Annotated in this window: 22 protein-coding genes; 8 read left to right on the forward strand and 14 right to left on the reverse strand. The window is 45.0% G+C overall.

Features of this window, described 5'->3' with window-relative positions; genetic code table 11:
* Window positions 1–792 precede the first annotated feature (792 nt).
* Entirely contained in the window at window positions 793–4,227 is a 3,435-nt protein-coding gene (locus tag QUA23_RS00235; RefSeq protein WP_333072651.1) for a PAS domain S-box protein, read from the forward strand.
* A gap of 200 nt (window positions 4,228–4,427) precedes the next feature.
* Window positions 4,428–5,729, forward strand: a complete 1,302-nt coding sequence (locus tag QUA23_RS00240; RefSeq protein WP_333072652.1) for a cytochrome P450 — start codon at window positions 4,428–4,430, stop codon at window positions 5,727–5,729.
* Between the two features lie 158 nt (window positions 5,730–5,887).
* Here the strand turns inward: QUA23_RS00240 and QUA23_RS00245 are convergent, their stop codons facing one another.
* Entirely contained in the window at window positions 5,888–6,493 is a 606-nt protein-coding gene (locus tag QUA23_RS00245) for a chorismate lyase (RefSeq protein WP_333072653.1), read from the reverse strand.
* A 211-nt stretch (window positions 6,494–6,704) separates the two neighbouring features.
* Here QUA23_RS00245 and QUA23_RS00250 point away from each other — a divergent pair, with 211 nt between their 5' ends.
* On the forward strand, window positions 6,705–8,324 hold the full coding sequence (locus tag QUA23_RS00250; protein WP_333072654.1) for an NAD(P)/FAD-dependent oxidoreductase: 1,620 nt from the start codon (window positions 6,705–6,707) through the stop codon (window positions 8,322–8,324).
* Between the two features lie 92 nt (window positions 8,325–8,416).
* On the opposite strand, the gene QUA23_RS00255 is transcribed toward QUA23_RS00250, so the two are convergent.
* Window positions 8,417–8,968 carry an acireductone dioxygenase gene (locus QUA23_RS00255; RefSeq protein ID WP_333072656.1) on the reverse strand — a complete coding sequence of 184 codons (552 nt, stop codon included), beginning with the start codon at window positions 8,966–8,968 and terminating at the stop codon, window positions 8,417–8,419.
* 227 nt (window positions 8,969–9,195) lie between these two features.
* On the opposite strand from QUA23_RS00255, the gene QUA23_RS00260 reads away from it, so the two are divergent.
* The 3 genes from QUA23_RS00260 (at window position 9,196) to QUA23_RS00270 (ending at window position 11,605) form a co-directional block, all read left to right on the forward strand.
* Window positions 9,196–10,161 carry a M48 family metallopeptidase gene (locus tag QUA23_RS00260; protein WP_333072657.1) on the forward strand — a complete coding sequence of 322 codons (966 nt, stop codon included), beginning with the start codon at window positions 9,196–9,198 and terminating at the stop codon, window positions 10,159–10,161.
* A 224-nt stretch (window positions 10,162–10,385) separates the two neighbouring features.
* Window positions 10,386–10,811, forward strand: coding sequence for a DUF4359 domain-containing protein (locus QUA23_RS00265; RefSeq protein ID WP_333072658.1), 426 nt, complete (start codon window positions 10,386–10,388; stop codon window positions 10,809–10,811).
* Between the two features lie 227 nt (window positions 10,812–11,038).
* On the forward strand, window positions 11,039–11,605 hold the full coding sequence (locus QUA23_RS00270) for a TerD family protein (protein ID WP_333072660.1): 567 nt from the start codon (window positions 11,039–11,041) through the stop codon (window positions 11,603–11,605).
* A 96-nt stretch (window positions 11,606–11,701) separates the two neighbouring features.
* Here the strand turns inward: QUA23_RS00270 and hpsP are convergent, their stop codons facing one another.
* The 9 genes from hpsP to hisH form a co-directional block, all read right to left on the reverse strand.
* The gene (gene hpsP, locus QUA23_RS00275; protein WP_333072661.1) at window positions 11,702–12,916 is read right to left on the reverse strand and encodes a hormogonium polysaccharide biosynthesis glycosyltransferase HpsP; all 1,215 of its coding nucleotides are present in this window, start codon (window positions 12,914–12,916) and stop codon (window positions 11,702–11,704) included.
* A 47-nt stretch (window positions 12,917–12,963) separates the two neighbouring features.
* Complete coding sequence (locus tag QUA23_RS00280) at window positions 12,964–13,143, reverse strand: hypothetical protein (RefSeq protein ID WP_333072662.1); 180 nt, start codon at window positions 13,141–13,143, stop codon at window positions 12,964–12,966.
* Window positions 13,140–13,487 (reverse strand): hypothetical protein, encoded by a 348-nt coding sequence (locus QUA23_RS00285; protein ID WP_333072663.1) that lies wholly within the window; start codon window positions 13,485–13,487, stop codon window positions 13,140–13,142. The genes QUA23_RS00280 and QUA23_RS00285 overlap by 4 nt, the downstream gene beginning before the upstream one ends.
* A gap of 44 nt (window positions 13,488–13,531) precedes the next feature.
* Window positions 13,532–14,701 (reverse strand): hormogonium polysaccharide biosynthesis glycosyltransferase HpsO, encoded by a 1,170-nt coding sequence (gene hpsO / locus QUA23_RS00290; protein WP_333072664.1) that lies wholly within the window; start codon window positions 14,699–14,701, stop codon window positions 13,532–13,534.
* A 27-nt stretch (window positions 14,702–14,728) separates the two neighbouring features.
* A complete protein-coding gene (gene hpsN / locus QUA23_RS00295) occupies window positions 14,729–15,703 on the reverse strand; it encodes a hormogonium polysaccharide biosynthesis glycosyltransferase HpsN (RefSeq protein WP_333072666.1) in 975 nt (324 codons plus the stop codon).
* Between the two features lie 18 nt (window positions 15,704–15,721).
* Window positions 15,722–17,347, reverse strand: coding sequence for a glycosyltransferase family 39 protein (locus tag QUA23_RS00300; protein WP_333072667.1), 1,626 nt, complete (start codon window positions 17,345–17,347; stop codon window positions 15,722–15,724).
* A 184-nt stretch (window positions 17,348–17,531) separates the two neighbouring features.
* The gene (glmM, locus tag QUA23_RS00305) at window positions 17,532–18,992 is read right to left on the reverse strand and encodes a phosphoglucosamine mutase (protein WP_333072668.1); all 1,461 of its coding nucleotides are present in this window, start codon (window positions 18,990–18,992) and stop codon (window positions 17,532–17,534) included.
* A gap of 256 nt (window positions 18,993–19,248) precedes the next feature.
* Window positions 19,249–19,791: a 16S rRNA (guanine(966)-N(2))-methyltransferase RsmD gene (gene rsmD / locus QUA23_RS00310; RefSeq protein WP_333072669.1), complete on the reverse strand. Its 543-nt coding sequence runs from the start codon at window positions 19,789–19,791 to the stop codon at window positions 19,249–19,251.
* 99 nt (window positions 19,792–19,890) lie between these two features.
* Window positions 19,891–20,526 carry an imidazole glycerol phosphate synthase subunit HisH gene (hisH, locus tag QUA23_RS00315; RefSeq protein WP_333072670.1) on the reverse strand — a complete coding sequence of 212 codons (636 nt, stop codon included), beginning with the start codon at window positions 20,524–20,526 and terminating at the stop codon, window positions 19,891–19,893.
* Between the two features lie 46 nt (window positions 20,527–20,572).
* On the opposite strand from hisH, the gene QUA23_RS00320 reads away from it, so the two are divergent.
* Window positions 20,573–21,079, forward strand: coding sequence for a pyroglutamyl-peptidase I family protein (locus QUA23_RS00320; RefSeq protein ID WP_333072671.1), 507 nt, complete (start codon window positions 20,573–20,575; stop codon window positions 21,077–21,079).
* A gap of 49 nt (window positions 21,080–21,128) precedes the next feature.
* Here the strand turns inward: QUA23_RS00320 and QUA23_RS00325 are convergent, their stop codons facing one another.
* Entirely contained in the window at window positions 21,129–21,611 is a 483-nt protein-coding gene (locus tag QUA23_RS00325; RefSeq protein ID WP_333072672.1) for a flavin reductase family protein, read from the reverse strand.
* 285 nt (window positions 21,612–21,896) lie between these two features.
* On the opposite strand from QUA23_RS00325, the gene QUA23_RS00330 reads away from it, so the two are divergent.
* Complete coding sequence (locus QUA23_RS00330) at window positions 21,897–23,096, forward strand: glycosyltransferase family 87 protein (protein WP_333072673.1); 1,200 nt, start codon at window positions 21,897–21,899, stop codon at window positions 23,094–23,096.
* A 174-nt stretch (window positions 23,097–23,270) separates the two neighbouring features.
* Here QUA23_RS00330 and QUA23_RS00335 read toward each other — a convergent pair whose 3' ends face one another.
* On the reverse strand, window positions 23,271–24,110 hold the full coding sequence (locus QUA23_RS00335; RefSeq protein WP_333072674.1) for a dienelactone hydrolase family protein: 840 nt from the start codon (window positions 24,108–24,110) through the stop codon (window positions 23,271–23,273).
* Between the two features lie 71 nt (window positions 24,111–24,181).
* Window positions 24,182–24,997 carry a precorrin-4 C(11)-methyltransferase gene (gene cobM, locus QUA23_RS00340; RefSeq protein ID WP_333072675.1) on the reverse strand — a complete coding sequence of 272 codons (816 nt, stop codon included), beginning with the start codon at window positions 24,995–24,997 and terminating at the stop codon, window positions 24,182–24,184.
* Window positions 24,998–25,093: the final 96 nt, after the last annotated feature.

The raw sequence follows: 25,093 nt of genomic DNA on the forward strand, positions 1-25,093 counted from the left end.
AAATTCACAAATGATGCGAGAATTGCTATATTGAGGCTGTGCGTAAATCCTGTACTAATTAGGGCTGCCGCGCGAACATATCGGGCAACGAAAAACTGTTACGAAGATTTTGTTGATTTTATATTCACAAATTAGCAGTTGATATCTATTTTAACTTCATAATTTATGGTCAAATTCAACCTGCTTGAACTTGACGAATATCCCGGGTTTTTTAACCCAAAGCCCGGGCGCTTCACCCAGTATTTTCCTAAATCAAACCCTGTTATTTCTAGATGCAAAAAGTGAGGTATAACACGATACTTTAACGCAGTAAGAAGCTTCAGGCGCAGCCTACATAATTAGGTTCTGCAGCCAGGAGTACGAGTTTCTGCGTCCAGGACTAGCTAAATTAGGCCAAATGTCCAATGACTAACAACTATATGTCGCGTAATGTTATAAGTAAACTCTCTCGATGAGTCGGAAAAATTAGAAAATGCGTACCCCAGCTAAAAAGAGATTGGTTGCTACTCCCGTAAATACACTTAATTATCGCCTCGTGTTGCGTAAAATTCAATACTCCGGACAGTTTTTGATTCAGAGACTGAAACCCTCATTCTACCGTTAGCATTTGACCTCGCTGAGAAGGCTGAAACCCTCATTATGCGGTTAGTGATTGAAAAGTGTCCGGACTATTGTAAATTTACGTAATTATTCAATACTAGAACTCTCAAAATAAGAAATAATTATAATATTTAAACATCTTTATTGTAATTTTTAAATCAGCACAACTCAAAGTAACTCTAGATTAAAAGAATGAAACATTCAGTTCAACTAGAAGAATTCAAAAGCACTAAGGTGAAATTGCTGCAAGTGTTGTGGACAAAAATTACGGCAGCAGTCACCACAATACAAAAAGCAGAATCTAGAAAGCAGTATGAAAAAAAAATGCGCCTAGCGACGATCGCCCCTGGCAGTGTATTCTCAATTTTGATAATTGTACTGCTTCTCTTAAACGGGTGGCTCGTAGCTAACAGCGGTGATAATTTCTACGATAGCCAACTCGCCCTGGGATTTTTGGCAATAGCAAATATTGTCTTTTTAGCGGTATCGGCCGGCTCAAACGCCTCTGCTGTCGTAGCCCAAAATGATCGCCCCTCCAGCCCACCTAACGCGGGCGATCGCTTTTTTAGCCTCTCGCCAGATATGCTGTGCGTCCTTAGTTTTGACGGTTATATAACACTCATCAACCCAGCAGCAGAAAAAATACTCGGCTATTCCCCAGGAGAAATGATTGGCCAACTCTTCCTCGAATTCGTGCATCCAGACGATCGCGAAGCTACTTTAAAAGAAGCTGAAAGTATTGCTGCGGGGAATAATACCGTTGGGTTTGAAAACCGCTGGCGCTGTCGGAACGGTTCTTACAAGTGGATAGCCTGGACTGGTAGCCGTTTCTGGGAGGAAGAATTGATGTATGGTGTCGGCCGCGACATTACCGCTCAAAAACAAGCAGAAGCAGCGCTGCAAGAGAGTCAGCGTTTTGTTGAGCGAATTGCCAATACCAGTCCGAATCTTCTCTTTGTTTACGATGAAAGCGAGCAGCGAAATGTCTACAGCAACCGCGAAATCAGTGACATCCTCGGCTATACCGCCGAAGAAGTTGAAAACATGGGGAGCAATCTACTGCCCACCATCATCCACCCTGACGACTTAGCTAAATTTCCCGGATATTTTCAGCAATTAGAAAATGCTCCCGACGGCGAAGTTATTGAGTACGAATATCGGGTGCGCGATCGACAGAATTGTTGGCATTGGTTAGTGGGCCGCAATATTGTATTTAGCAGAACAGAGGAGGGAAAAATTAAGCAGCGTCTCGGTGCTGCTACAGACATTACAGAGCGCAAAATAGCAGAACAAGCTTTAGCAGAACAATTGAAACTTTCTCTATTCACTGCAGCTGTGGGAATTGCTCTAACTCAAAACCAGACTTTGCTTGCAACTTTGCAATATTGCAGCGATGCAGTTGTGTGCAATTTGGATGCTGCGTTTGCTCGGATTTGGACGCTGAATGAAGAGGGCAATGTATTGGAACTGCAAGCAAGCGCGGGGATATATACTCACATTGACGGCGCTCACAGCCGCATTGCTGTCGGTAAATTCAAAATTGGTTTAATCGCCCTGGAGCGAAAACCTCACATCACTAATTTTGTGCAAGAAGATCCCCGAGTCCAGGACAAAGAATGGACGAAACGAGAAGGAATGGTGGCTTTTGCTGGATATCCGCTAATTGTTGACAATCAGTTGTTGGGAGTAATGGCGATGTTTGCTCGCCAGGAGTTGAACGAATCAACGCTGGCTGCTTTGGCATCAAGTGCCGATGCGATAGCCCTGGGAATTAAGCGCAAACAAACAGAAGAAGCTCTCGCCAGACAACAGCAAACTTTGAGGGCAATTATTGACAACGCTCCGATCTGGGTATGGCTGACAAATGCTAGCGGGCGGATGTTATTAATTAACAAAACTTTCTGCGAAGATGTGGCTATACCTGAATCAAGATTTTTAGCAGCATCTCACTATTCGGAAGTTTTGGGATTAGAAGCATCTGCTACGTGCATGGAATCTGACGCGCAAGCGTGGAGCCAAGATATTCCCTGTTATGCTGAAGAAGCGATGGAGCTTGCTGATGGTAAAAAACATTATTTGGAGACCATTAAAACTAAGGTCAAAGATGATTTTGGAAACGCGATCGGCTTAATCGGTTTGGGTTTGGACGTTACAAAACAAAAAGAATCTCAAAGACAGTTGCAAAAGTCGGAAGCGAGATTCCGCAAATTAGCGGAGCAGGAAGCGCTGCTGAACCAGCTAGCTAGCAATATCCGCGAATCTCTGGATTTAGGTACTATTTTAGCAACAACTGTGCAGCAAATTCGCGACTTGCTGCAAGTCGATCGCTGTGTGTTTATCTGGTATTTGCCCGACGCTTCGCCACCTGCTTGGGATGTCGTCCACGAATCTAAAAATGATGATTTATTCTCGCTTTTGGGTTATTACCCTGCTGACATAAGGGGTACGCTGCCGCAAAAAATCGCTAATTTGGAAGTTTATCAAATAGATGATGTTGCAACTTTCAGCGATCCAGTAGAAAGGGAATTCTTTTTGCAGGTTGGTTGCAAGTCTGTTTTGGATTTGCCGATTAAAAGTGCCGGAGGTTTAACTGGTGTTGTTAGCTGCGTTTCTTGCAGGGAGGTTCGCAAGTGGACAAAAGAGGAAGTGGAGTTAATGGAGGTAATTGGCGCTCAATTGGCGATCGCCATCAGTCAATCTGAACTTTACACTAAAAGCGTCGATTCAGCTCGGATAGCACAAGAACAAGCTGCCAAACTCGAAGTAACTCTGTGCGAACTCCAGCAAGCTCAAACTCAGCTCGTGCAGGCAGAAAAAATGTCGAGTCTCGGTCAGATGGTAGCAGGAATTGCCCACGAAATCAATAACCCGGTCAGCTTTATTTTCGGCAATCTTACCTACACAGAAGAATACACTAGAAACCTGATGAAACTGCTGCAAATGTATCGAGATGAATACCCGGAACCTTCTCCAGCGATTCAGGAGGAAATAGAAGTTTTAGAGCTGGATTTTGTGCTAGATGACTTGCCTAAAATGCTGTCTTCTATGCAGGTGGGAGCTACTCGCATCCGGGATATCGTGCGGAGTTTGCGGAATTTCTCTCGCCTCGATGAATCTGACATGAAAAAGGTTAACATTCACGAAGGCATCGACAGCACATTGATGATTTTAGAACACCGTCTGAAAGTTCAGCCCGATAGCCTAGCGGGTACGGAGTACCATCGCCCCGCAATTCAAATCGTTAAAGAATACGGAAAATTGCCACTGGTGGAGTGCTACGCCGGACTCTTGAATCAGGTGTTTATGAATATTATTGCTAACGCTATTGACGTGTTACAAGAACCGCTAGAAAATCCGGGAATTATCCGCATTCGTACAGAGGTAGAAGGTACTCTCGCTGTGATTAGAATTGCTGATAACGGTGCCGGTATCACCGATCGAGTTAAGCAACGAATATTTGACCCATTCTATACTACCAAACGGATCGGTTCAGGAACGGGAATGGGTTTAGCGATTTCCCATTCAATTATTGTCGAAAAACATAAAGGTGAAATTAAGTGTTTATCGGTGGTGGGGAAAGGCACTGAATTTATAATCGAGATTCCGATTAAAAGGGCCGAAACTTAAATTTGTTTTTCGGCAAAAATACTAAGAATCTTCAGTGGGAAAACCAGATTTTTTTGTACTAACCTTAAGACTGACGCACCCTAAAGGCTACAACTAGAGAAAAGTTATTTTATCATAAATTTGTCTGGTGCGTATTGCCCACCCTCCAACTAAAATTGATATGATATTAAAAATCTCAAATCTCAAATCTCAAATCTCAAATGGCATTACCTCCCGGCAGTTTCGGTTTACCGCTAATTGGCGATACCCTCAAGTTTTTGCAAGATTCCCAATTCGCCAAAAAACGCCACCAGCAGTACGGGTCCCTTTTCAAAACCAGCATTTTCGGACAGCCTACCGTGTTTATGCGTGGCCCAGAGGCTAATTTGTTTGTTTTAAGCAATGACAACCGATATTTTGTTGTGACTTGGCCTCCCAGCACGAGAGCGCTTTTAGGGTCCCTTTCCTTGGCATTACAAACGGGTGCTAACCACCAAAATCGGCGCAAGTTGCTGTACCAAGCGTTTCAGCCACGAGCTTTGGCAGGCTACATCGGCGCGATGGAAAATATCACTCAGCGCTATTTGGAAAAATGGGTCAAAATGGAAACCATGACTTGGTATCCTGAACTGAGAAATTATACTTTTGATGTGGCGGGTAAGTTGTTGGTTGGGATTGATAATGGTGCGGAAACGGCGCTAGGACATTATTTTGAAACTTGGTGTAATGGTTTATTTTCGATTCCTTTAGATGTGCCTTGGACTCAGTTTGGCAAGGCGAAAAAGTGCCGCAAGCTGCTGTTGGCAGAACTTGAAAATATTATTCGAGACAGACAACAAGGAACCGCGAGTGGCAATGATGCTTTGAGTTTGCTGATTTCTGCTCGCGATGACGAGGGAAATAGTTTGAGTTTGGATGAGTTAAAAGATCAAGTGCTGTTGCTGCTGTTTGCGGGACACGAAACTTTAACTTCGGCGATCGCCTCTTTTTGCCTTCTCCTAGCTCAACATCCCGATGTGATGGCAAAAGTCCGCACCGAACAGCAGCAGTTCCCCGCTACGGAACCCCTAACCTTGGAACAACTCAAACAAATGACCTATTTAGAACAGGTGCTGCAAGAAGTGCTGCGTTTAGTTCCACCAGTGGGAGGTATTTTTCGGACAGTCATTAATGCTTGTGAGTTCGGCGGCTATGAAATTCCAAAGGGTTGGACTGTACTTTCTCAGATTAATCAAACCCATCAGGATAGTCAACTTTATCCTGAACCCGATCGCTTCGACCCCGATCGATTTAACTCCGAGCGATCGGCTAAACCGTTCAGTTACGTGCCATTTGGTGGAGGTTTGCGGGAATGTTTGGGCAAAGAATTTGCCCGGTTAGAGATGAAGTTGTTTGCGGCAAAGATTGTTCGGGAGTTTGAATGGGAACTTTTACCCGATCAAGATTTGAATTTGATCGCAGTACCGACTCCGCATCCCCGCGACGGTTTGCGAGTAAAATTTCGTCGAACAACAATGAAATAAGTAGAACCTTCAGTTATACACCCTCCTGATATTCCTCTTCTTCTTGAGAACAGGCTTTTCGGCCTGTTCCACAAGAGATGAATTTTATTGTGGGGAGTAGGGGTTGGGCTTCTAGCCCGCCCTGAAAGCCTGATTGATAATGGTGCAAGATCTCAGTCTCAATCCACATCCAATTGCATCGGCCCCAAATACTTAGTTAAATAAGGAGAAAAAACCTCATAAATCAGAGTCAATGGCTTCCCGTGATGCCAAAACAAATAGTGTCGTCCCCAAAAAGGCCCCGACTCTTCAAACGCTGATTCCAAAGCAGCCGAATTACCGCAATAAATGCCCTGCACATCGCGATACAATTCTGTCCGCAGTCTCGCTAAACTAGCCCAAATTGGCAAAGATTTATTTTGTAAATATTCGTCTACGTGGCTCGCTTCCCACCAAGAAGTCGCATAGGCTAAACGCTGTCCAGAAGCTGTTCGCAGCCACACTTGTCGGCGCAGGCGCGGCCCCGGAACCGCGACAATTTGCTGGGGCGCGCCGTCTGCGTCTTCACCCACTAAAGACATATCGATGACATCAACTTCTGTGGGTTCCCCTGTCAGTAGTTGCAGGTGACGGGTGGGGGAACCGTCGCCCAGGAGCAGTATTTGCCACGCCGGTGCGAGCTTGGTGTGGGGCAAACCCTTCTGTACTGCGTCTTCTGCTCCTTGCCACAGGGGGTTGAGAGCGTGCCAGGTGCGGCTGTTTTTGGGTGTAAATGTTGCAGTCAAGGGTCTTTACAAAACTTAATTTTTTGTTTATTATAACGCTTCTTCAATTATCCACTCAAAAATTAAAAATTGATCGACCGAGGACGATCGCCCATAGGATGTCCGGTTAAATAGTTATAATACTTCTGTTCGGGATTTTGATTCTTCCTTCTTCCTTCCTTCCTTCTTCCTTCTTCCTTCTTCCTTCCTTCTTCCTTCTTCCTTCCGCTATATGTTACGAATAACCGAAATAAAACTCCCCCTCGATCATCCTGAAGATGCGATCGCCAGTGCCATAGTCAAAAAGCTGCAAATTCCCCCCGAAGAATTGCTCAGCTATTCCATCTTCAAGCGCAGCTACGATGCTCGTAAAAAAGCAGAAATCCTCCTTGTCTATATTGTGGATGTAGAGACGACACAGGAAAAGCAACTTCTCCAACGCTTCAAAAAAGATCCTCATGTGATGCTGACGCCAGACACGAATTATCGCTATGTAGCCGAAGCCCCCAGCAATTTGACGATTCGCCCCATTGTGATTGGTACAGGGCCGTGCGGGATGTTTGCAGGTCTGATGCTGGCACAAATGGGGTTTCGCCCCATCCTTTTAGAACGCGGAAAAGCAGTGCGCGATCGCACGGTTGATACCTTTGGATTTTGGAAGAAAAAAGCAGAATTCAACCCAGAATCTAACGCTCAGTTTGGCGAAGGTGGTGCGGGTACTTTTTCCGATGGCAAGCTCTACAGCCAAGTTAAAGATCCTCAGCATTATGGGCGGAAGGTGTTGACGGAACTTGTGAATGCAGGAGCTTCACCGGAAATTTTATATATTAATAAACCGCATATTGGCACGTTCAAATTGGTGGGAATTGTCCAAAGTCTACGCGCCCAAATTGAAGCATTAGGCGGAGAAATTCGGTTTCAAAGTCGTGTAGAAGATATCCACATCGAACATGGAAAAGTGCAGGGACTTACCCTTGCCAGCGGAGAATATATTGCTAGTAATTATATAGTTATGGCGGTGGGACACAGCGCCCGCGATACTTTTGAAATGTTGTTTTCGCGCGGGGTTTACATCGAGGCAAAACCTTTTTCTATTGGTTTTCGGGTGGAACATCCCCAAACTATTATCGATCGCTGTCGTTTTGGCGATCGGGCCGGCCATAAGCTTTTGGGTGCCGCCGATTACAAACTGGTTCACCATTGCCAAAACAGCCGTTCTGTATATAGTTTCTGTATGTGTCCCGGTGGTTTGGTAGTGGCGGCTGCGTCAGAACCGGGGCGACTTGTTACTAATGGGATGAGTCAATATTCTCGCAATGAACGCAATGCTAACAGCGGGATTGTGGTGGGTATCACGCCTGAGGATTATCCCGGTCATCCCTTAGCCGGAATTGAGTTTCAGCGTCGCTTAGAAGAACGGGCATTTGAGTTAGGTGGTGGCACTTACAACGCCCCTGGGCAGCTTGTGGGGGATTTTTTGGCGAATCGCCCTTCCACGGCGCTGGGCGCTGTGCAGCCGTCTTATACGCCGGGAGTTGTGATGACTGATTTGAGCGAAAGTTTGCCAGATTATGCGATCGCAGCTATCCGCGAAGCACTTCCGGCTTTTGACAAGCAGATTAAAGGATTTGCGATGGATGATGCGGTTTTGACTGGGGTGGAAACGCGCACTTCTTCACCGATTCGGATTAAACGCAAGGAAGATTATCAGAGTTTGAATACAGAAGGTCTTTATCCTGCTGGGGAAGGTGCAGGATATGCGGGTGGAATCCTGTCGGCGGGGATTGATGGGATTAAGGTGGCGGAGGCGGTTGCTTTGAGCATATTGCAATCTTCAAACCACAAAATTTGATGCGGGATTTGAGGATTTTTAGATGGTTTGAAGATTGCCGTCAACTGTCAACTGTCAACTGTCAACCGTCAACCGTCAACCGTCAACTCTGTTCAAACAGCAGCTAAACGCGATCGAATTTCCGTATCGGTATACTCCGGCGTCCAGCCTTCTTTGGTGATAAAATAGCGCACCGCTTTAATTCTCCGGGCTGCTGTCAAATAAAACCAGTGTTCTGTATTCGCCGGCACGTTGATAAATTCTTCCGGCTGCACTGTGAGTTCGACTTGGCTGCCGTCGGGCCGCACGAAGCCGAAAATGCCCTCGCCTGCTACGATATAGCGGACTTCATCATCGGCGTGGATGTGGCACTTATCGAATTTGGACAGCATGGTGTCGAGGTTCGGAATGTCTGGGTGCAGTACAATTAAGTCGCGATCCTGATAGCCTGCACTTTCCGACAATTGTTGAAAGTAGCCGTCGAGGGCTTGCAGCACTTGCTCTTTTTGATTGTCGTCAAGAGCATCTTTAGCTAACAAATTTTGAATTTCAGCGCTGTCACCCACGGGCCAGCGGTTGAGTTGAATGTTTAAGGAACCGAGTTCTCGGGTAATGTCGCTTTGTTGAGTGTAGGTTGTACCGTTTTCGAGTCGCAGGATAGCCATTTTTGCACGTTCCAATTTTTGGGTGAGGCGATACACAGGCACTGTGAAAGATGTTTGTCGATCGCGCCTGTACCAGAATCACAATTTTAACGCTAATTTGAACAGGCTTTCCGGCCTGTTCCACAACAGTTCAATATTTGTCGCGGTAATATTGATAAGTCAGGCGCCAGCTAGCACCAGCAGCGATCGGCAATACTGATATCTTAAATGTAATTTTTGCAACAACTATGCCTACTTATACTGGAATTTCTAGCGAAGCTTTTCAACATCCCCTCGATCGCCAAGCTGAGGAAGCGCTGCGAAGCGTGCCTGGATTTGACTTAATTGCCAGCAAATTTGTAGAATTTGTCTACGAACGACCGCAATTCGTTTACCTAATGGGAAATAGCATTCAAGTTGGGCCCCGCCAATATGCCAGCATTTATCATATATTTCGGGAGTGCGTGCAGGCTTTAGATATTTTTCCAGAACCGGGTTTGTTTGTTTCTCAGAATCCCTCGGTTAACAGCTATGCCCTGGGAAAAAACCAGCCTTATGTAGAATTAAACACTGGTCTTTTAGACTTGTTGGACGAAGCAGAACTGCGGGTAGTCTTGGCTCACGAGTTGGGACACATTAAATGCGGCCATCCAACTTTAAATCAAATGGCGATGTGGGCGATGAGCGTCGCCTCGACAATTGGCGAGATGACTTTCGGGCTGGGAAATATGGTCGGTAGCGGTTTAATTTTCGCTTTTTACGAGTGGCGGCGCAAGGCAGAATTGTCGGCGGATCGGGCGGCTTTGTTGGTGACGGATGACTTGAACGGTGTGATGAAGACGATGATGAAACTTGCGGGGGTTAGCAGTAAATATGCTGACCAATGCAGTTTGCAAGAATTTATCCGCCAGTCTGACAACTATCAAGAACTCGATCGAGACAATCTCAACCAAGTGTATAAGTTTTTACTTTACAACGGCGGCCAGGGCGTGATGCTGAGTCACCCTTTCCCGGTGGAAAGGCTGAGGTATTTGCGAGACTGGGCAAGTTCCGAGGAATACCGCCAAATTAAGCTAGGGAACTACAAGCGGGCGGTAGCTGAGGGTGCGGTTGATGTGAAGTCGCAAACGCCTAATAGCGAGACGGAGGCTTTGCGCCGTCAAATTGAAGAGTTGCAGCGGGAGATAGAGAGGCAAAAATCACAGCGAAACTAAGTTTAAATTCCTCGTCCCCAGGCTGTGCCTGGGAACCAGCTAAATGTTTTGTTGAAGATTTACCGGATTTGAGGGAGGGAGAAACGTAAAAGGAAGGTAAACCAGTGAGAGACTTACTCGCAACTGGCCTCCAATCTAAAAACTGTCCCCTCCTTTCGGAAATCTGTTTCTGAGGAGGTGTAGTTTAAATCAAGAGAAGCTTATAAATCAACGGGGTTAAAAAAATGATTATTGATAACGCAATGAATACTAACAAGTCAACTTCTAATTTTTTCGGCAATGTGGGAAAAGTCGCGATGGCTCTGACTCTTCTGGCCGCCGGCATGGCATTTACAAATCCTGGGAGAGACAAATACCTAACTTATGCTTCCGGCGTACTCCAAACCGAGTTGGAAAGCACTGTGTGCAAAGATTCTCGCGTGCCCAAAGCTTTGAGCGGCATTACAGATACTTTAATCGGCAGTTGCAAAAATTTGCTGACTTCGCAGCGGGACACGATCGAAAGCTTGCTCGACAATACAACGCAGCGTCAAAATTTAGGTGTAGTCAGTATTTACACAACTGAATTAGGCAAAAAAAGCTATCAAACGGTTGGAGCTTTTGGTAATTTTGTGACGCTGCCACCTAGTTCTGAAAATGCTCAAAATTAGACTAAAATTAAGTTCAATTGTTGAAACCGGGTTTTGTAGAAAGCCCGGTTTTTGCTTACCTAATTCTCTCTCAGTAAATCTCAATAAATTCGGAGAGCGGTAGCACTTATTTTTAATGATGCTCACTAACAGAGACAAAATATTAAGTTTTCTTAAAGAAGAAAAGTTATTGTCCCACTTAATATTAACATGAACGCTATAAAGTTTGATGTTTAACAAATAAGCAGATGGCAATGCAATTAAGTAAGGGTGAAAGATTTAACATCTCTAAAGAAGCGCCCGGTTTAAAAAAAATGGCGATCGCCCTAGGTTGGCAGGTGACAGAGGCAGGACAAAGCTACGAGATTGATGTCTCTGCCTTTATGCTAGGTGCTGACGGCAAAATCCCTAACGATAAATATTTTATCTTTTACAATAATCTGCAATCCGGTGACAGTTCGGTACTGCAATTGATTCGAGATAAAAACAACCGAACTCAAGAGAATAAAACGATTTACGGCGTTATCTTAAAAAGAGTTAATCCTGAAATTGAGGAAATAACTTTTGTTGTCACTATTCACGAAGCAGAAAAAATTAATGCAAATTTTAGCAATATAAAAAAGGCTTTTATCAAAATTTACAATTTGGATACAGAAAAAGAACTTGTTCGCTATGAATTAAAAGAGAATTTTTCGCGAGAGACTGCTGTAGAATTTGGTCGCTTGTATAGAAAGAATGGAGAGTGGAGATTTCAGGCGGTAGGAGCAGGATATCAGGCAGGATTGCAGAGTTTCGTTGATAAGTATTGCAGCTAAAATAGTAGCGATCGGACAATATCGCCGGAAAATTATCATAGCAGCGACACAAGAACTCGCAGCAGGCGAAGAAACAGGAGGTAAACCGCTGTGGCATTAGTTAGTAGACGACAAAATCTGCTGGTAAGCATCGATGGTTTGCTGGGCGATCGCATCCCAGTTATAATGCTTTTTGGCATACTCTTTGCCGTTCAATCCCCGCCGTTGCCGCTCTTCGGGATTCACAAGTGCTGATTTAATTGAATTGGCGATCGCCCCTACTTCCAAAGGTCCCACCCAACCAGCTTCTGCTTGCTGTATGTCTTCCGCAATATGTATGCGATCGGAAATGGCGACAGGTACACCCGCGGCCATCGCTTCTGCTACAGCAATGCCAAAGTTTTCGTAATAAGAAGGCAATACAAACAAGTCGGCTTTTGTCAACAGTTCAACTTTTAAATCACCGCTCACAAAGCCAGTTATTGTTGTGTATTTTTCTAAGCGTGAATTGTGTATTTTACTTTTAACTTGTGTTTCATAATCAGCATCTTGGGGATTGGAACCCGCTAAAATAAAGTGAAACTCTATCCCCGATCCTAAAATACTTTCTAATGCTGGAATTAGCAAATCAAGCCCTTTTTTAGGTTCAATTCGTGACATAAATAAGATGATTGGCACTTGAGATTCCCGCAATCTCTTAGGAAACAAACCTGCTGTCACCCCCAATGGAATCACCAAATCCTGTGGCACACGCATCTTGCCTGTTAAGTCAAAATCCCGTGGCACAGGCATCTTGCCTGTGCAGTTCAAACCAAATCTTTCTGAGATTTTAGCTTCTTCTTTACTTGTGAAGTGAATTGCGGCTGCCCCTGCTAAATTAGGGCGTTCTAAAAGCGTGGCATAAATCTGTTTCAAGCGCTTTTTTTTCTGCAAATCGGCGGGGTCAAGCATACCGCAGGGACGCATAATATATGGCAACTTGTGATATCTAGCAATTGTAGCAGCGAGCGTAGTTACCGGTGAGAAAAGAGCGTGAATGTGAGCCAGGTCAAATTGTCGCGCATTTTCATTTAACCACTGCAATAAACTCAGAGAAAACTTATATCTACGAAGCGGAGAACAGCGGAAATAAATAATTTGATAACCGTTTTGTTTTATTGGTTGATTTAAGGGGACATCTAAGGGATGTTGACCGATATCTCCGTTAGAATCTGTGGTGATAATTGTGACATCAATACATCGGGAAGCGAGGGCCGCAGAAAGTCCGAGTACCATTTGACTCGGCCCGCCGTAGACGAGAGAAATTGAGGGGATTATTTGGAGAATTCGCATGGGGGATAGTTCTTTCAATCAAAATATCAACATCTCCCATAACAAATTTAATTATCTGGAAAAGGCTGCCCGTCTAGCTGTTCAGCTTCCTCTCTCTTTGTTGCTGTAATTTGGGTATTGTGAGCCATTGTTTTGGAAAATTCATACATTTCACTGGCTTTTGCTTCCGCCGCTTTCACAATTTCCAGGATTTCCTGGAGTAGGCTTTCATCAGGTAATTGTTTCATGGCAATGCTTCTAATCTCTCAACTACTTTGTCAATCATAATTCTTGATTCAGGAGCCATATGTAGCAAGGCTGCTAAATAATCTCCTGCTTTTTGAACATCTTCATCGGGCACACCAGCCATCAATACATTGCCCACAATGTGTTCTGCTTGTAAGCGAACACCTGATACGCAGAATTGAAAATTACTGATCGAAGAAAAGTATTGCATCAGTATTTCATTCTGGGGAAAAAGAGACATTGCTCTTCTAAGCGCAAAAAGTCCCAGCGTTGCTTGGCGCTCAGTATCGTCTAGTACCTGGTAGAGTTCGCTAACCAAAGAGCGTATGTCGGGAGGAATAGACATTTACCACAGTTTTTTTTATTTAACACTTGCATTATAGCTAAAAGTTACAACAATTCTTTGTAGAATTCCAATAACTGCTCAGCTAAAGCTTTATTTGTATAATTGCTCATCGCTCTATGATAACCCCGATCGCCCAAATCTGCGACTAACTGCCGTTGCTCCATCAATTGCTGCAAACACTCGCGCAAAACCCCTGCATTTCCCTCGGGGAATATTAACCCCGCATCGCCGATGACGTGGGGAATTTCCCCGCAGTCGGAACCGATAACCGGAATTTGACAGGCCATCGCTTCAATTAAAACGTGACCGAATTGTTCTTTCCAGCCCACAGTGGTCAAAGTTTTGAATTTATAGCTGGTTTGCGAGGGCAATACCAAACAGTTCATTAAGTTAATGTAGGGGGGAATCTCTTCGTGGGAAACGCTTTCTATCCAGATTATTCGATCGCTGATCCCCCATTCAATACATTTTTCGGCGAGGTACGTCCGCAATTTTCCTTGTCCTACTAACAGCCACTTCCAAGGGATTTTTTTCAAATCTGCCAAGGCCTCACCTAAAGTTAACAGTCCTTTTTCTTCGACAAATCTCCCTACAAATCCTACCACAAAGTCGGTCGGTGCAATGCCGAACCTGCCGGATAAATCAGCGTCTTTACCAGTGCGGCGAAACAAAGTTTCATCTACTCCGAGTTGTGGCATTACTTTTACCGCACCTTGATAGCCCCGCTGCCGCAAAATTTTAGCCCCATCTAAGTTGCCTGCAATAATTCCGTCGGTGTGCTGAAGATTGTAATTTTCTAAGACTGAAACCGGCCAATTCAATTGATAAGGCAGATTCCACCAGGTAAACAATATATTTTTTGCCTTTAATTTAAGCAGTTTATTTAATAAAATTAATTGAGCGCAAGCAAGGGATTTTGAACCTTGTTCAACTTGGATGATCTGGGGTCTAAAGTTTTGCAAAACTTTAATTAAATCACAACCAAAGCTTAGCAATCCTTGATTGTTTTGGCTAAAGTTGGACACAGGGATGACTTTAAAGGAACCATTTTGATAAAATTCAGTTTCTATAATTTTATTTTGTACGCCTCCAGGTTTCCAACGCTGCGGCACTACAACTGTTACTTCAATATCGGGTTCTAGGTTTGCTAATATCTTGAATTTTTCCCGGTTAATGTCCACAATATAGGTGTGACTGGCAACGAGAATTCTCATTTAGGGGAAGGGGGAAGGAATAGGGAATTATTGATCGTTAATATTGTCTTGATGGCTGTAAATTTGTCCATCATTCCACAGAGATTGAATTACTGTATTTATAGCACTGAGAAAACCCAAGATATAAAAAGCAAATCTAGTTATAATTTTAATGGGCGAGTGGCTTTTATAACAAGGCGGATTTCCCAAAACGTGGCAGTCAAACAGTTTGGCAAAAAATCGCAGGCATTGAAAGGCTGTTAAATTTTTCAATCCCATTAGAAAGTGATTGTGATAGAATGTGATTTGATATTCGATCGATCGCGTGCTGACATCGTGACACCCGCCGCTCTCTTCCCCCAAGTGAACTAAACACGCATTGGGATCGTACCAAATTTTCATGCCAGTCGATCGCAATCTCAAACAAAAATCCGACTCCTCCCGCACCGCACTCCCTGTAAACCGCTCGTCAAACCTCAGCCCCCACTCGGCAAAAACCTGCCGGCGAAATGACATATTGCAGCCTCTAGCCGAGAGCACCTGCTGCGGTTTTACTGTATGCACCAAATCGATAAAATACCAGGCAATGCCCGCATCCATCGCTTCTGAGGGCAAATATTCGATCGCCAAATCCCCTCCAGAATTATCTAGTTTCATTCTGTCAAAAACCCGACCCGCCACACATCCCACATCGGGCTTTTCTAAATAGTTGTCAGCGTGAGCCGCTAAAAAACCCTCTGGCAATTGTACATCATCATCAATAAATAAAATAATCTCTCCAACTGCGCGGCGCACTGCATAATTTCGAGCTGCAGGCAAACTTGCCCAATCTACCCGAAACCACCGAATTTTGCCAGCATTTGCCAATTCCTCTAAATAAACTTGAGTTTCCGACTCGTGGGTGCGAGTTTGATCGATTACCAACAATTCAAAATTCGGGTAATTTTGCCGAAGCGCATCAGCCAATGTCTCTCGCAGAGGTTGCTCGCGGTTGTAGGTGGGGATCACAACAGAAATCATCATTTGCAGTTGCCGCCTTCATTATTTCTCTACACGCCAAAGCCAGACATCGCCGGGTTTGTAAACTGGTGTGATTTGATATTTTTGCACTTTTTCTAGTTCAAATTGCAATGCTTCTGTAGGTCGGTAGAGAAATACATCGCTAAAACCATCAGGAATTGTGACTTGTTCAGGTTTAACTGCCAGCAAAAACTGTACTTGCGGCTTCAGCAGATAGCTGACAGACAGTATTTTTCCTGTGATGTTGTTGCCTCCGTGAGTGATTACTAAAGGTTTTTTCGCTTGATTGAAAATCGCTGCTACTTGCGGATTATATTTAGTGCTAGAAGGATACTTATTCCACCAAAGTTGGGACTGTGAGCTGACGGCACAAGAAACTATTCCACTCGATATTAGCGCTATTAAACAAAGCTGCCACAGCTTTTGTTGGCGGCGATGGGTGGCGGCTGCAATTTTAGTAGTGAATAGATAGGCAACAGCTATCTGGATTGCTAAAATATAGGGAACCATATAGCGATCGGCAACGCCTCGCACTACTATCAATACTATCGCTGTAATTCCGATCGCTGTCAATACAAACAGCGAAACTCGTTTGGGAGTTGAGCGGCAGAGCGAGTATAGTGAATGTGCGATCGCTAACAGTAATACGGCTACTACAATCAGTCTGATTAAATCTGTAGCAAGACCGCTTGCACCCAATTTGATAATTCCGCCCGCCCAATGCGTGTCAATAAACATTCGGCAGGTCAGGAGAATTAAAGGTTGAAGTGAAGACATCAAAGGCAGGGAAAAGCGGGGTAAACCTACTGTTGCCTCGATTTTTTGAGAGTTATACACTAATACCAAAATCCAAGGAGCAAAAATCATTATTGCTGCCACTGAAGCTAGTAAATAAGCAATTAATGTTGTGCTAAAACGACAATTTTCTGTGATAATTACATAGATGCCGTGGGCGAATACTACTAAAAAAAATAATAAACTACAATACAGTCCTAAAGTCAGGGCGATCGCATAAATAAACCAAACAGCCTTGCTCAATTTAGATGTGCTGGGAGAATTTTGTAGGGCGATCGCCCGCAGCAGAATTGCATTCGACAGCAAGACGAGGACTGCAAACATCATGTAGGGTCTTGCCTCTTGCGCGTACAAGACGTGAAAAGGTGAAACAGCAATGATTGTAACAGCCATCCATCCCACAGACGCAGAGCGAAATAATTCCCAGCACAGCCAATAAATGCTGGGAAAAATTAACAAACTAATCAAAGCTGAAAGACTTCTGACAGTCGCCACTTGCGGGCCGAACAACTGCACCCAAAACCTGGCTAAAATAAAATACAGAGGCGACAGTTGAGGTTCTTCTGTAGCTAAACCTTTAACAGTATCCAACCAAGTTTTTTCGGGACTTATCTGCTGGTATTTCCGCTGCAAATCTGCGACGCTAATTGTTTTGCCTTGAAAATCTTGCTGCACCATTTCCGTCCAGGTGTAGCCAGAAATTCGCAGCGAGGTGATAGATTCGTCGAACGAGTAGACTTTGCGATCCAGATTACTAAAGCGAAACCATATCCCCGTTATTAATATGACGACAATTAAAATTTTTAACGAAAGTCGATGCAGCCGCCCATTTTGAATTGATTTGGTGTTCATACAATCAGAAATGGGGAAATGAAGAAAGAAGGATTTAGTTATTTAGAACAGAGGGAATAAGCAAGAGGGAATAAAGAATGAAAAATTGGTTTCAATAGCCCCTATATTTATCTAGAGGGTTCTTCCTTCTTCCTTGTTCCTTGTTCCTTGTTCCTTCTTCCTTCAGATTAATTCCCCATTTCCATCAGATAGCTATGTGTTGCTGAACGGCTAAAACTAAATTTTCAGTCCAGAAATTAGCCAATTCGGCGCTGGCAGCTTCCACCATAACTCGAATTAGCGGTTCAGTGCCAGAAGCGCGCACCAAAACCCGTCCCTGTTCGCCCATTGCTGTTGTAGCACGTTCGATCGCCTTTTGCATTGCCTCGCACTCGTGCCATTTCAGGCGTTTTTCGCGATCGTCCACCCGAATATTTCGCAACAACTGCGGATAAGTTTGGAAACTGCCACTTACCAATTGTGCCAAAGATTGCCCGGACTGGCGCACCAGCGAAGCCAAATGCAAAGCTGTCAGCAAACCGTCGCCGCTGACACCATAATGCGGACAAAGAATGTGTCCCGACTGTTCGCCCCCCAACATCGCACCAGTGCGCTGCATTTCAGCGTGAACGTACTGATCTCCGACGTTGGTTCTAGTTAGTTTGCCGCCCAATTCTTCCCAAGCTCGCTCGAAGCCGAGGTTAGCCATTACAGTAGAAATAATTAAATTGGATGGTAACTGTTGGGAGTCGCGCAACTGCCGGCCCCACAGATAAAGAATGTAATCGCCGTCAATCGTTCGACCTTGGTTGTCAACACACAAAACTCGATCGGCATCGCCGTCAAAAGCAAATCCCAAATCGGCATTGTGTTCCAAAACAGCCGCTTGCAAACTGTCGAGATGAGTAGAACCGCAGTTAACATTAATGCGAGATCCATCAGGAGAGTCGTGCAAACAGATTACATCCGCCCCCATTTGCGCGAACACCGCCGGACCCAAACCCGCAGCCGCCCCCCAAGCCAAATCCAAAACTATCCGCATTCCCTCCAAATTCATCTGTTGCAGCGAATCACAGAGCGAAGTGGCATAATCTTTAACCAACTCAGACCGATGGTAGTGGTGTCCCCAAGCCAAGCTAGCAACCGGAACCTTTGCCCCCCGGATTCCCGCTTCGATTTGTTCCTGCAACTGCTGCGACAGCTTGGAGCCGTTTGAGCCGAAAAATTTAATGCCGTTGTCTTCTGGGGGATTGTGAGAAGCCGAAATCATCACTCCGCCGACCGACTCCGAAACGCTTGCCAGATAAGCAACGCAGGGAGTGGGACACAATCCCAAATTCCACACTTCTAAACCGGCGGCCGTCAAACCCGCTGACAGCGCCATTGCCAGCATATCGCTGGAATTCCTGCTGTCTTGCCCCAAAATCACAGGCCCCTGGTTGGGGGTATTTTGGCGTAGAACTTGTCCGGCCCAGAAGCCCACTTGCAAGGCTAGGGGTGCATTCAGCAATTCTCCAACTTTCCCGCGAATGCCGTCTGTGCCGAAGAGTTTGGTATTTGGCAGGGAGAGGCTATTTCCCAGCAGAATCGTATCCAGTTTGGCTGGCTGTACCGAGTTAGCAGCCGGAAACTCGCTGCCACGAGGGCGCGAAGGTGTCTGAACCATATTCACTCCTTTAGGAATATTCACACTCACACTTTGGGTTCATGTTACAACTGAAAGTCTTTATTTTCAGCGTAAACTCCATTTATTTCGTCGATCGCTCAAGCAACTTGCTGTGACAACCTACGCACAAAGCTTAACTTCATCGGAAAAATTTGTATTGTACCCAAGGGAAAAACTTGGACTCCCGGGCGCGCCAACGCCATGAAACCCGGTTTCTTTCTGCGTCGAGGAGTGAGGCTGCTGCTGTTTGAGCCTGTCAGCCACTGCGTGTGTAGAAGGTTAATGCTGTATTGCCGTATATTTTATGGCGGCAAATTTCTAGACCGGAAATCGGTTGTATCGATCGCTCCGGGCTGTGTTCGATCGCGATTTCGCCGTTTGGTGCTAGCATTTCTTGGCTGGCGATCGTGTTTAACACAGGTTCGTACAAGTCGCTAGCGTAGGGCGGATCGAAGTAAATGCGATCGAACTGCTGCCCCGCTAGTGCCGCCAATTTCGCCGTCGCGTTTCCCCGCAGTATTTGGAATGTTTGGGACGAGTCTGCTACTTGCTCCCAGTTTTCGCGGATAATCGCACAAGCTTTCGCCGACTGTTCGATGCCAGTGACACTCGCGGCTTGACGACACAAAGCTTCTGCACCCATCGAACCGCTGCCGGTACAAATGTCAAGCCATCTGCAATCTGCGATCGTCCCTTGCCAAATATTAAATAAAGCTTCTCGGACTCGCGAAGGTGTAGGGCGAGTTGCGAGTCCCGGCAGGGTTTTTATTTGGCGGTTGCCAGAGATTCTTAAACTCATTTAGGAAGAAGGGATAAGAAAGAAGGAATAAGAAATAATACTGTTAAAAATGTCAAACCCGGTTTCGGCAATCTACCGGGTTTTTCAATATTCATGCACCTAAGCAGGTACTTTTTCCCTCACGAGAGTGACAAAATTTGACAGCATTTGCAATCCCGTACTCGAAGACTTTTCCGGGTGAAATTGCACGGCCATCAAATTGTCTTTAGCTATAGCCGCCGTCACGTTTTGACTGCCGTGACTCACCATTGCCGATCGCACTTCCCAATCAACTGGATCGACATAATAAGAATGCACGAAATAAACCCAAGGATCGGACGGTAAATTTTGCCACAGCGGGCAATTCTGCTGAGTAAATTGCAATTGATTCCATCCCATGTGGGGAATTGTCAAACCCGGTTCCGAGCGAAATCGGCGCACTTTTCCCGCAATAACGCCCAATCCCGGTTCTACACCTTCTTCGGAACTTTCAAACAGAATTTGCAAACCCAAACAAATGCCTAAAAAAGGTTTTCCCGATGCGATCGCCCTTTTTATCGGTTCTATCAAATTGCGCGATCGTAAATTCTGCATTGCCGGGTCAAACGAACCAACTCCCGGCAAAACCACCGCATCAGCCTGCTCGATTATAGCAGGAGAATCTGTAATTTTTGGCACTGCACCCACATTTTCCAAGCCTTTACAGACTGAGTGCAGATTGCCCATGTCATAGTCTACTACTGCAATGACAGACATTGACTTACTTGCCTTATATTATCAATATCAGTATTATTGCACAAATATGACAGCGAAAATCCTGCTAACCTCATTTGATACTTGGCTTCCCCATCAGCAATCCAACTCTTCGGACGACTTATTAGCCAAGATTTCCCAAATCAAATCTTTGCCTGATTCCCTGACTTTTTTGAGGAAACTGCCAGTAGATTTTCAGCTAGCACCTAATTTAGCGATCGCCCAAATCAAGCAACTCCAACCCGATACTATTATCTGCTGCGGCATGGCCGAAAGCCGGCAAAAGTTAACCGTAGAATCCTGCGCTTGTTGCGAGAGCGACATTATGAAAACAACAGTTAATCTAGAACCGCTAGTCGCTGATTTAGCTGCAACAGAAATCAGTCACGAAGCCGGAAAATTTGTTTGCGAAGCTCTATATTATGCAGTTTTAAAACACCTTGCAGATTCTCAACTTAGCACCAAATGTATTTTCGTACACGTACCAATTTTGACAGAAGAAAATGCCGACAAAATTGTCGCCGATTTTTTATTAATTTTAACTCGCCTCCCTTAACAACTGACAACTGACAACTGCCAGTTGCCAATTGCCAACTGTCAAGTCTTTAGCCGCCGTAATTCCAACCCGTGCTTTCTAGCAGCAACGGATTGCCTTCTCGGTGGACGCCTGCGGCCACAACTTCTCCCACATAAACCGTGTGATCTCCGTGTTCCACAGAACCGACAACTTTGCACTCGATGTAACCCAGAGAATCCGAGATAATCGGACAACCAGTTTCCGCGCCCGGATAAAATTCTACATCCTCAAATTTATTGCCAACGCGGCGCTGCTGTTTAAAGAATTTCTGGGCTAAGTCTTTTTGCCCTGCTTCTAGGAAACTCAAAGCAAAGACACCGCTAGCTTTGATCATGGCGTGGGATTTGGAGTCTTGCTTGACGCAGTTGACAACTAAGGGAGGGGTAAAGGAAGATTGCATCACCCAGCTAGCGGTGAAACCGTTGACTTCCTCCCCGTCTTGGACACCGCAGATGTACAATCCGTGAGGGATTTTCCGCAGGATGGTTTTTTTAGCTTGTTCGTCTAGCACGGGCTTACCTGTTCGATCGATAATTCTACACCGCCCAGTTTACCAATGTCGTGCCCCAAACCCAACTGTCTTAAGGGCGATCCCCATACCGAAACTGTTGAGATTGCCAATATTGTTTTTTTCGATACCAAATCTTCTGCTTCCCCCAACATTTATTTTTATTAACTTAAATTAAGTTGCTCGGATTTGTTTGCAACTAACTATATGCTGTGTTAAAACTTTAGCCATTAAGATTGCACTCTCAAAGTAGTCCCTCAATTAGTTAATAAAATCGGAGATAATTCGATGACAGAATCGTTTAAGCGGAACTTTGGTTTAGGTCTTTTAGCCGTCAGTATATTATCTCTAATTTGTTTCGGCATAATAGGGATTGGCAGAGACGGTCAACTCAATGCTGATGGTGGCGTCCTTTACGCTGCTGGACGTGCTTGGCTTAAGGGTTTAAATCCCTACAACCACGATTTCCTCGTTCAAAGTGTAGCAGGAATAAAGGAAATTGACGGCCTGGAAAATGCCGCTTTCTTTTATCCTCCTCCATCAGCGACATTGTGTATGTTTGTCGGTCTGTTCGATTACTCCGTTGCCAAATTCGTCTGGCTCTTACTCAACTTGCTGTCAATCGCAGCTATTATTGCGATGACAGTTCGCACCATCAACCAACATCAAAATAATAGTGAAAATCAACTCGGCATTTGGGTAATCAGTGCGATGATTATCGGCAACCCATTCACTGCCCACGTTGTCTGGATGGGTCAAACTTCTTTGATCGCTTTTGCTGCGACAATGGGTGCTTGGTTCTTTAGCCAACGGCAAAAATTTGTATTAGCAGGAATCTGTTTGGGTGTAGCCAGCTTTAAACCGCAACTATGCTTATTGCTCGGTATTTGGTTTTTGCTAGAACGGAACTGGAAAATACTAGCTGTAGCCTTCGCAACTGTTACAATTATGAGCGTTTACCCATTGGTGCTGTACGGCGGGCCCGTTGGGATGCTGGCAGCGTGGCATCAAGGAATTCAAGACAGCTATAGCTCTTTGCCTTTCAATCAACCGGGGTTTCAAGATAAAGTTGGTATGGAAAGTCTTTTTGCTTCTTTAGGCTTGAAGATACCGGCTATCAAGATTGTGGCAGTAATTTTAGCGGTTCTGCTGTGGGTGTTCCGCAATAGAATTAATCGAGAAGATGTCTTGGCTCTGCTGATGGGTATATCCTTCACATTTCTCGGATATACTCACGTTTACGATTATGTAGGTTTGTTCCCGATTCTGACCTCGCTGTGGCTGTACTGTAGCAATAACCGCAATGCTTTGCTCACCAGTATTGCTTTAGTTTTTCTGCTCTTTTTTCCGAGACGTATATTTTTAGCAGCGGGCCTGCCTTTTTTGATTCACTGGAGAACAATTGTTGTTTTGATGCTGGTAGTTGGTGTTCTTGCATTCAGCATGAAAGCTAAATCTCGTCAAGGATTTCAGCAAGAAATGGCTTGATTTTCGCAGAGTTGCCAGGGGCAGAAATTATCATAAGGGGGGCTTGCCTCATAAACCCGGTTTATACGAAAAACAGCCTGGTTGGGCGACTAAATATCTACGAATAAACCGGGTTTATGAACTTCAAAACTCATCGAGAGGCGAAGGGGTGCGAAGAACGAAGAAATCTCAAAACTATGGTGCAACTCCGTGCTTCTTAAACCAATCTTGCATCCGTTTCCAAGCATCCTTAGCCTCTTTTTCGCGGTAAGTGGGCCGATAGTCGGCGTTAAAACCGTGTGGCGTATCTGGATAAAGCACAATTTCGGAACCGCTGCTGCCAGTTTTGAGAACTTCCCGCATTTTCTCGACTGTATCGTTGGGAATTGACTGGTCTTTGCCCCCGTAAAGCCCCAATACGGGCACTTTCAAACTGGCTGCAATGTCGATCGGCTGTTTGGGAGTTAAATCCGTAGAATTGCCCACCAAACGCCCGTACCAAGCCGCGCCAGCTTTGACTTTGGGGTTGTGGGAAGAGTACAGCCAAACAGTTCTGCCACCCCAGCAAAATCCTGTAATTCCCAACTTATTAGTATTGCCTTTTCCGGACTTTTGTGCCCACTCTACGGTAGCATCTAAATCAGACATAACTTGAGCGTCGGGAACTTTCGAGACAACTTTGCTAATAATTTCTTGGATGTCGGTAATTTTAGAAACATCACCTTCACGGGCAAACATTTCTGGGGCGATCGCTAAATAACCTAATTTGGCAAAACGGCGGCAAATATCTTGAATGTGTGCGTGAACTCCGAAGATTTCTTGAATTACTAAAATTACTGGAAAATTGCTGCCGCTGGCTGGCATGGCTCTGTATGCTGGAATTGAGCCGTCTTTTACAGGAATTTTTACCTCACCTGCAACTAAACCAGCAGCATCCGTATTGATAACGGCAGCCGCAATAGGATGAACTGCTAAGGCAAATCCGGCGCTTAATGTGGTGACAGTGATAAATTGTCTGCGAGTTAAATCAGTCATGGCGATTTTAGATTTTAGATTTTAGATTTTAGATTGGGCAATTGAGAATTGGGAATTGGTAATTGGTTATTTCATAATTGCTCCTTCTTCCCTCTTCCTTCTTCCTTCGATGGTCGGAAAAGCCGATCGTGCTCTGGATGGTACAAGCGCGATCGCCCTTCTGCTGATTTTCCCAACGCCGGACTAATAACGTACATTGTCGTTCTGATCAAATTATTTTCGCGCGTAGCAACTGCCAATTTGTCAAGGGCAACTAGCACAATTTTTTCATCCGGCCAACCCAACCGATAACAAATCGCTACAGGCAAATCCGATGGGTAATGTTCCATCAATTTAGCTTGAGCCTGTTCGACATGGCGGGCGCTCAAATACAGGCACAAACTCGCTTGATGAGCCGCTAAACTCGCCAATTCTTCGCGTTCCGGTACTTCGGTTCGGCCGCTAATTCGGGTCAAAATAATTGTCTGCACAACTCCCGGAACTGTCAACTCAATTTTAAGTTTAGCCGCCGCAAGTTGGAAAGCGCTAATTCCCGGAATTACCTCAAAAGCAATTCCCTCGGAAGCCAAAGCTTGCATTTGTTCGCCGACGGCCCCGTAGAGACAGGGATCGCCCGAATGGAGGCGGACGACGCTTTTCCCCTCGCGCACTCGTTCCACCATCAAAGGTACAATCTCTTCGAGGGTCTTATCCGCAGTTTGGATCACTTCAGCATCTGCGCGCACCCCCTGCAAAATTTGCTCTGGAACTAACGAATCAGCAAATAATATGACATCGGCTGCAGCCAGTAATTTTTGAGCCTTAACAGTCAACAAATCCGGGTCTCCCGGGCCTGCACCTACAATGTATACCCCTGGAATTAGGGCTTCAATCTCTGTCAAACTCATTGCTGCTAAAAAATTTGCTAAATTTACGGACTCTTCCGGATGTACCTATTTTACTTGGAAGTAAGAGATGGTAGATGCACCCTGGTTTTGAACCCT

Origin of the sequence: Microcoleus sp. Pol1C5, from assembly GCF_036701115.1 — a bacterium.
Taxonomy (GTDB): Bacteria; Cyanobacteriota; Cyanobacteriia; order Cyanobacteriales; family Microcoleaceae; genus Microcoleus.

Coding starts and splice junctions, on each gene's coding strand:
- QUA23_RS00235 (WP_333072651.1), top strand. CDS start 793: ATGAAACATTCAGTTCAACTAGAAGAATTCAAAAGCACTAAGGTGAAA.
- QUA23_RS00240 (WP_333072652.1), top strand. CDS start 4,428: ATGGCATTACCTCCCGGCAGTTTCGGTTTACCGCTAATTGGCGATACC.
- QUA23_RS00250 (WP_333072654.1), top strand. CDS start 6,705: ATGTTACGAATAACCGAAATAAAACTCCCCCTCGATCATCCTGAAGAT.
- QUA23_RS00255 (WP_333072656.1), bottom strand. CDS start 8,968: ATGGCTATCCTGCGACTCGAAAACGGTACAACCTACACTCAACAAAGC.
- QUA23_RS00260 (WP_333072657.1), top strand. CDS start 9,196: ATGCCTACTTATACTGGAATTTCTAGCGAAGCTTTTCAACATCCCCTC.
- QUA23_RS00265 (WP_333072658.1), top strand. CDS start 10,386: ATGATTATTGATAACGCAATGAATACTAACAAGTCAACTTCTAATTTT.
- QUA23_RS00270 (WP_333072660.1), top strand. CDS start 11,039: ATGGCAATGCAATTAAGTAAGGGTGAAAGATTTAACATCTCTAAAGAA.
- hpsP (WP_333072661.1), bottom strand. CDS start 12,916: ATGCGAATTCTCCAAATAATCCCCTCAATTTCTCTCGTCTACGGCGGG.
- QUA23_RS00280 (WP_333072662.1), bottom strand. CDS start 13,143: ATGAAACAATTACCTGATGAAAGCCTACTCCAGGAAATCCTGGAAATT.
- QUA23_RS00285 (WP_333072663.1), bottom strand. CDS start 13,487: ATGTCTATTCCTCCCGACATACGCTCTTTGGTTAGCGAACTCTACCAG.
- hpsO (WP_333072664.1), bottom strand. CDS start 14,701: ATGAGAATTCTCGTTGCCAGTCACACCTATATTGTGGACATTAACCGG.
- hpsN (WP_333072666.1), bottom strand. CDS start 15,703: ATGATGATTTCTGTTGTGATCCCCACCTACAACCGCGAGCAACCTCTG.
- QUA23_RS00300 (WP_333072667.1), bottom strand. CDS start 17,347: ATGAACACCAAATCAATTCAAAATGGGCGGCTGCATCGACTTTCGTTA.
- glmM (WP_333072668.1), bottom strand. CDS start 18,992: ATGGTTCAGACACCTTCGCGCCCTCGTGGCAGCGAGTTTCCGGCTGCT.
- rsmD (WP_333072669.1), bottom strand. CDS start 19,791: ATGAGTTTAAGAATCTCTGGCAACCGCCAAATAAAAACCCTGCCGGGA.
- hisH (WP_333072670.1), bottom strand. CDS start 20,526: ATGTCTGTCATTGCAGTAGTAGACTATGACATGGGCAATCTGCACTCA.
- QUA23_RS00320 (WP_333072671.1), top strand. CDS start 20,573: ATGACAGCGAAAATCCTGCTAACCTCATTTGATACTTGGCTTCCCCAT.
- QUA23_RS00330 (WP_333072673.1), top strand. CDS start 21,897: ATGACAGAATCGTTTAAGCGGAACTTTGGTTTAGGTCTTTTAGCCGTC.
- QUA23_RS00335 (WP_333072674.1), bottom strand. CDS start 24,110: ATGACTGATTTAACTCGCAGACAATTTATCACTGTCACCACATTAAGC.
- cobM (WP_333072675.1), bottom strand. CDS start 24,997: ATGAGTTTGACAGAGATTGAAGCCCTAATTCCAGGGGTATACATTGTA.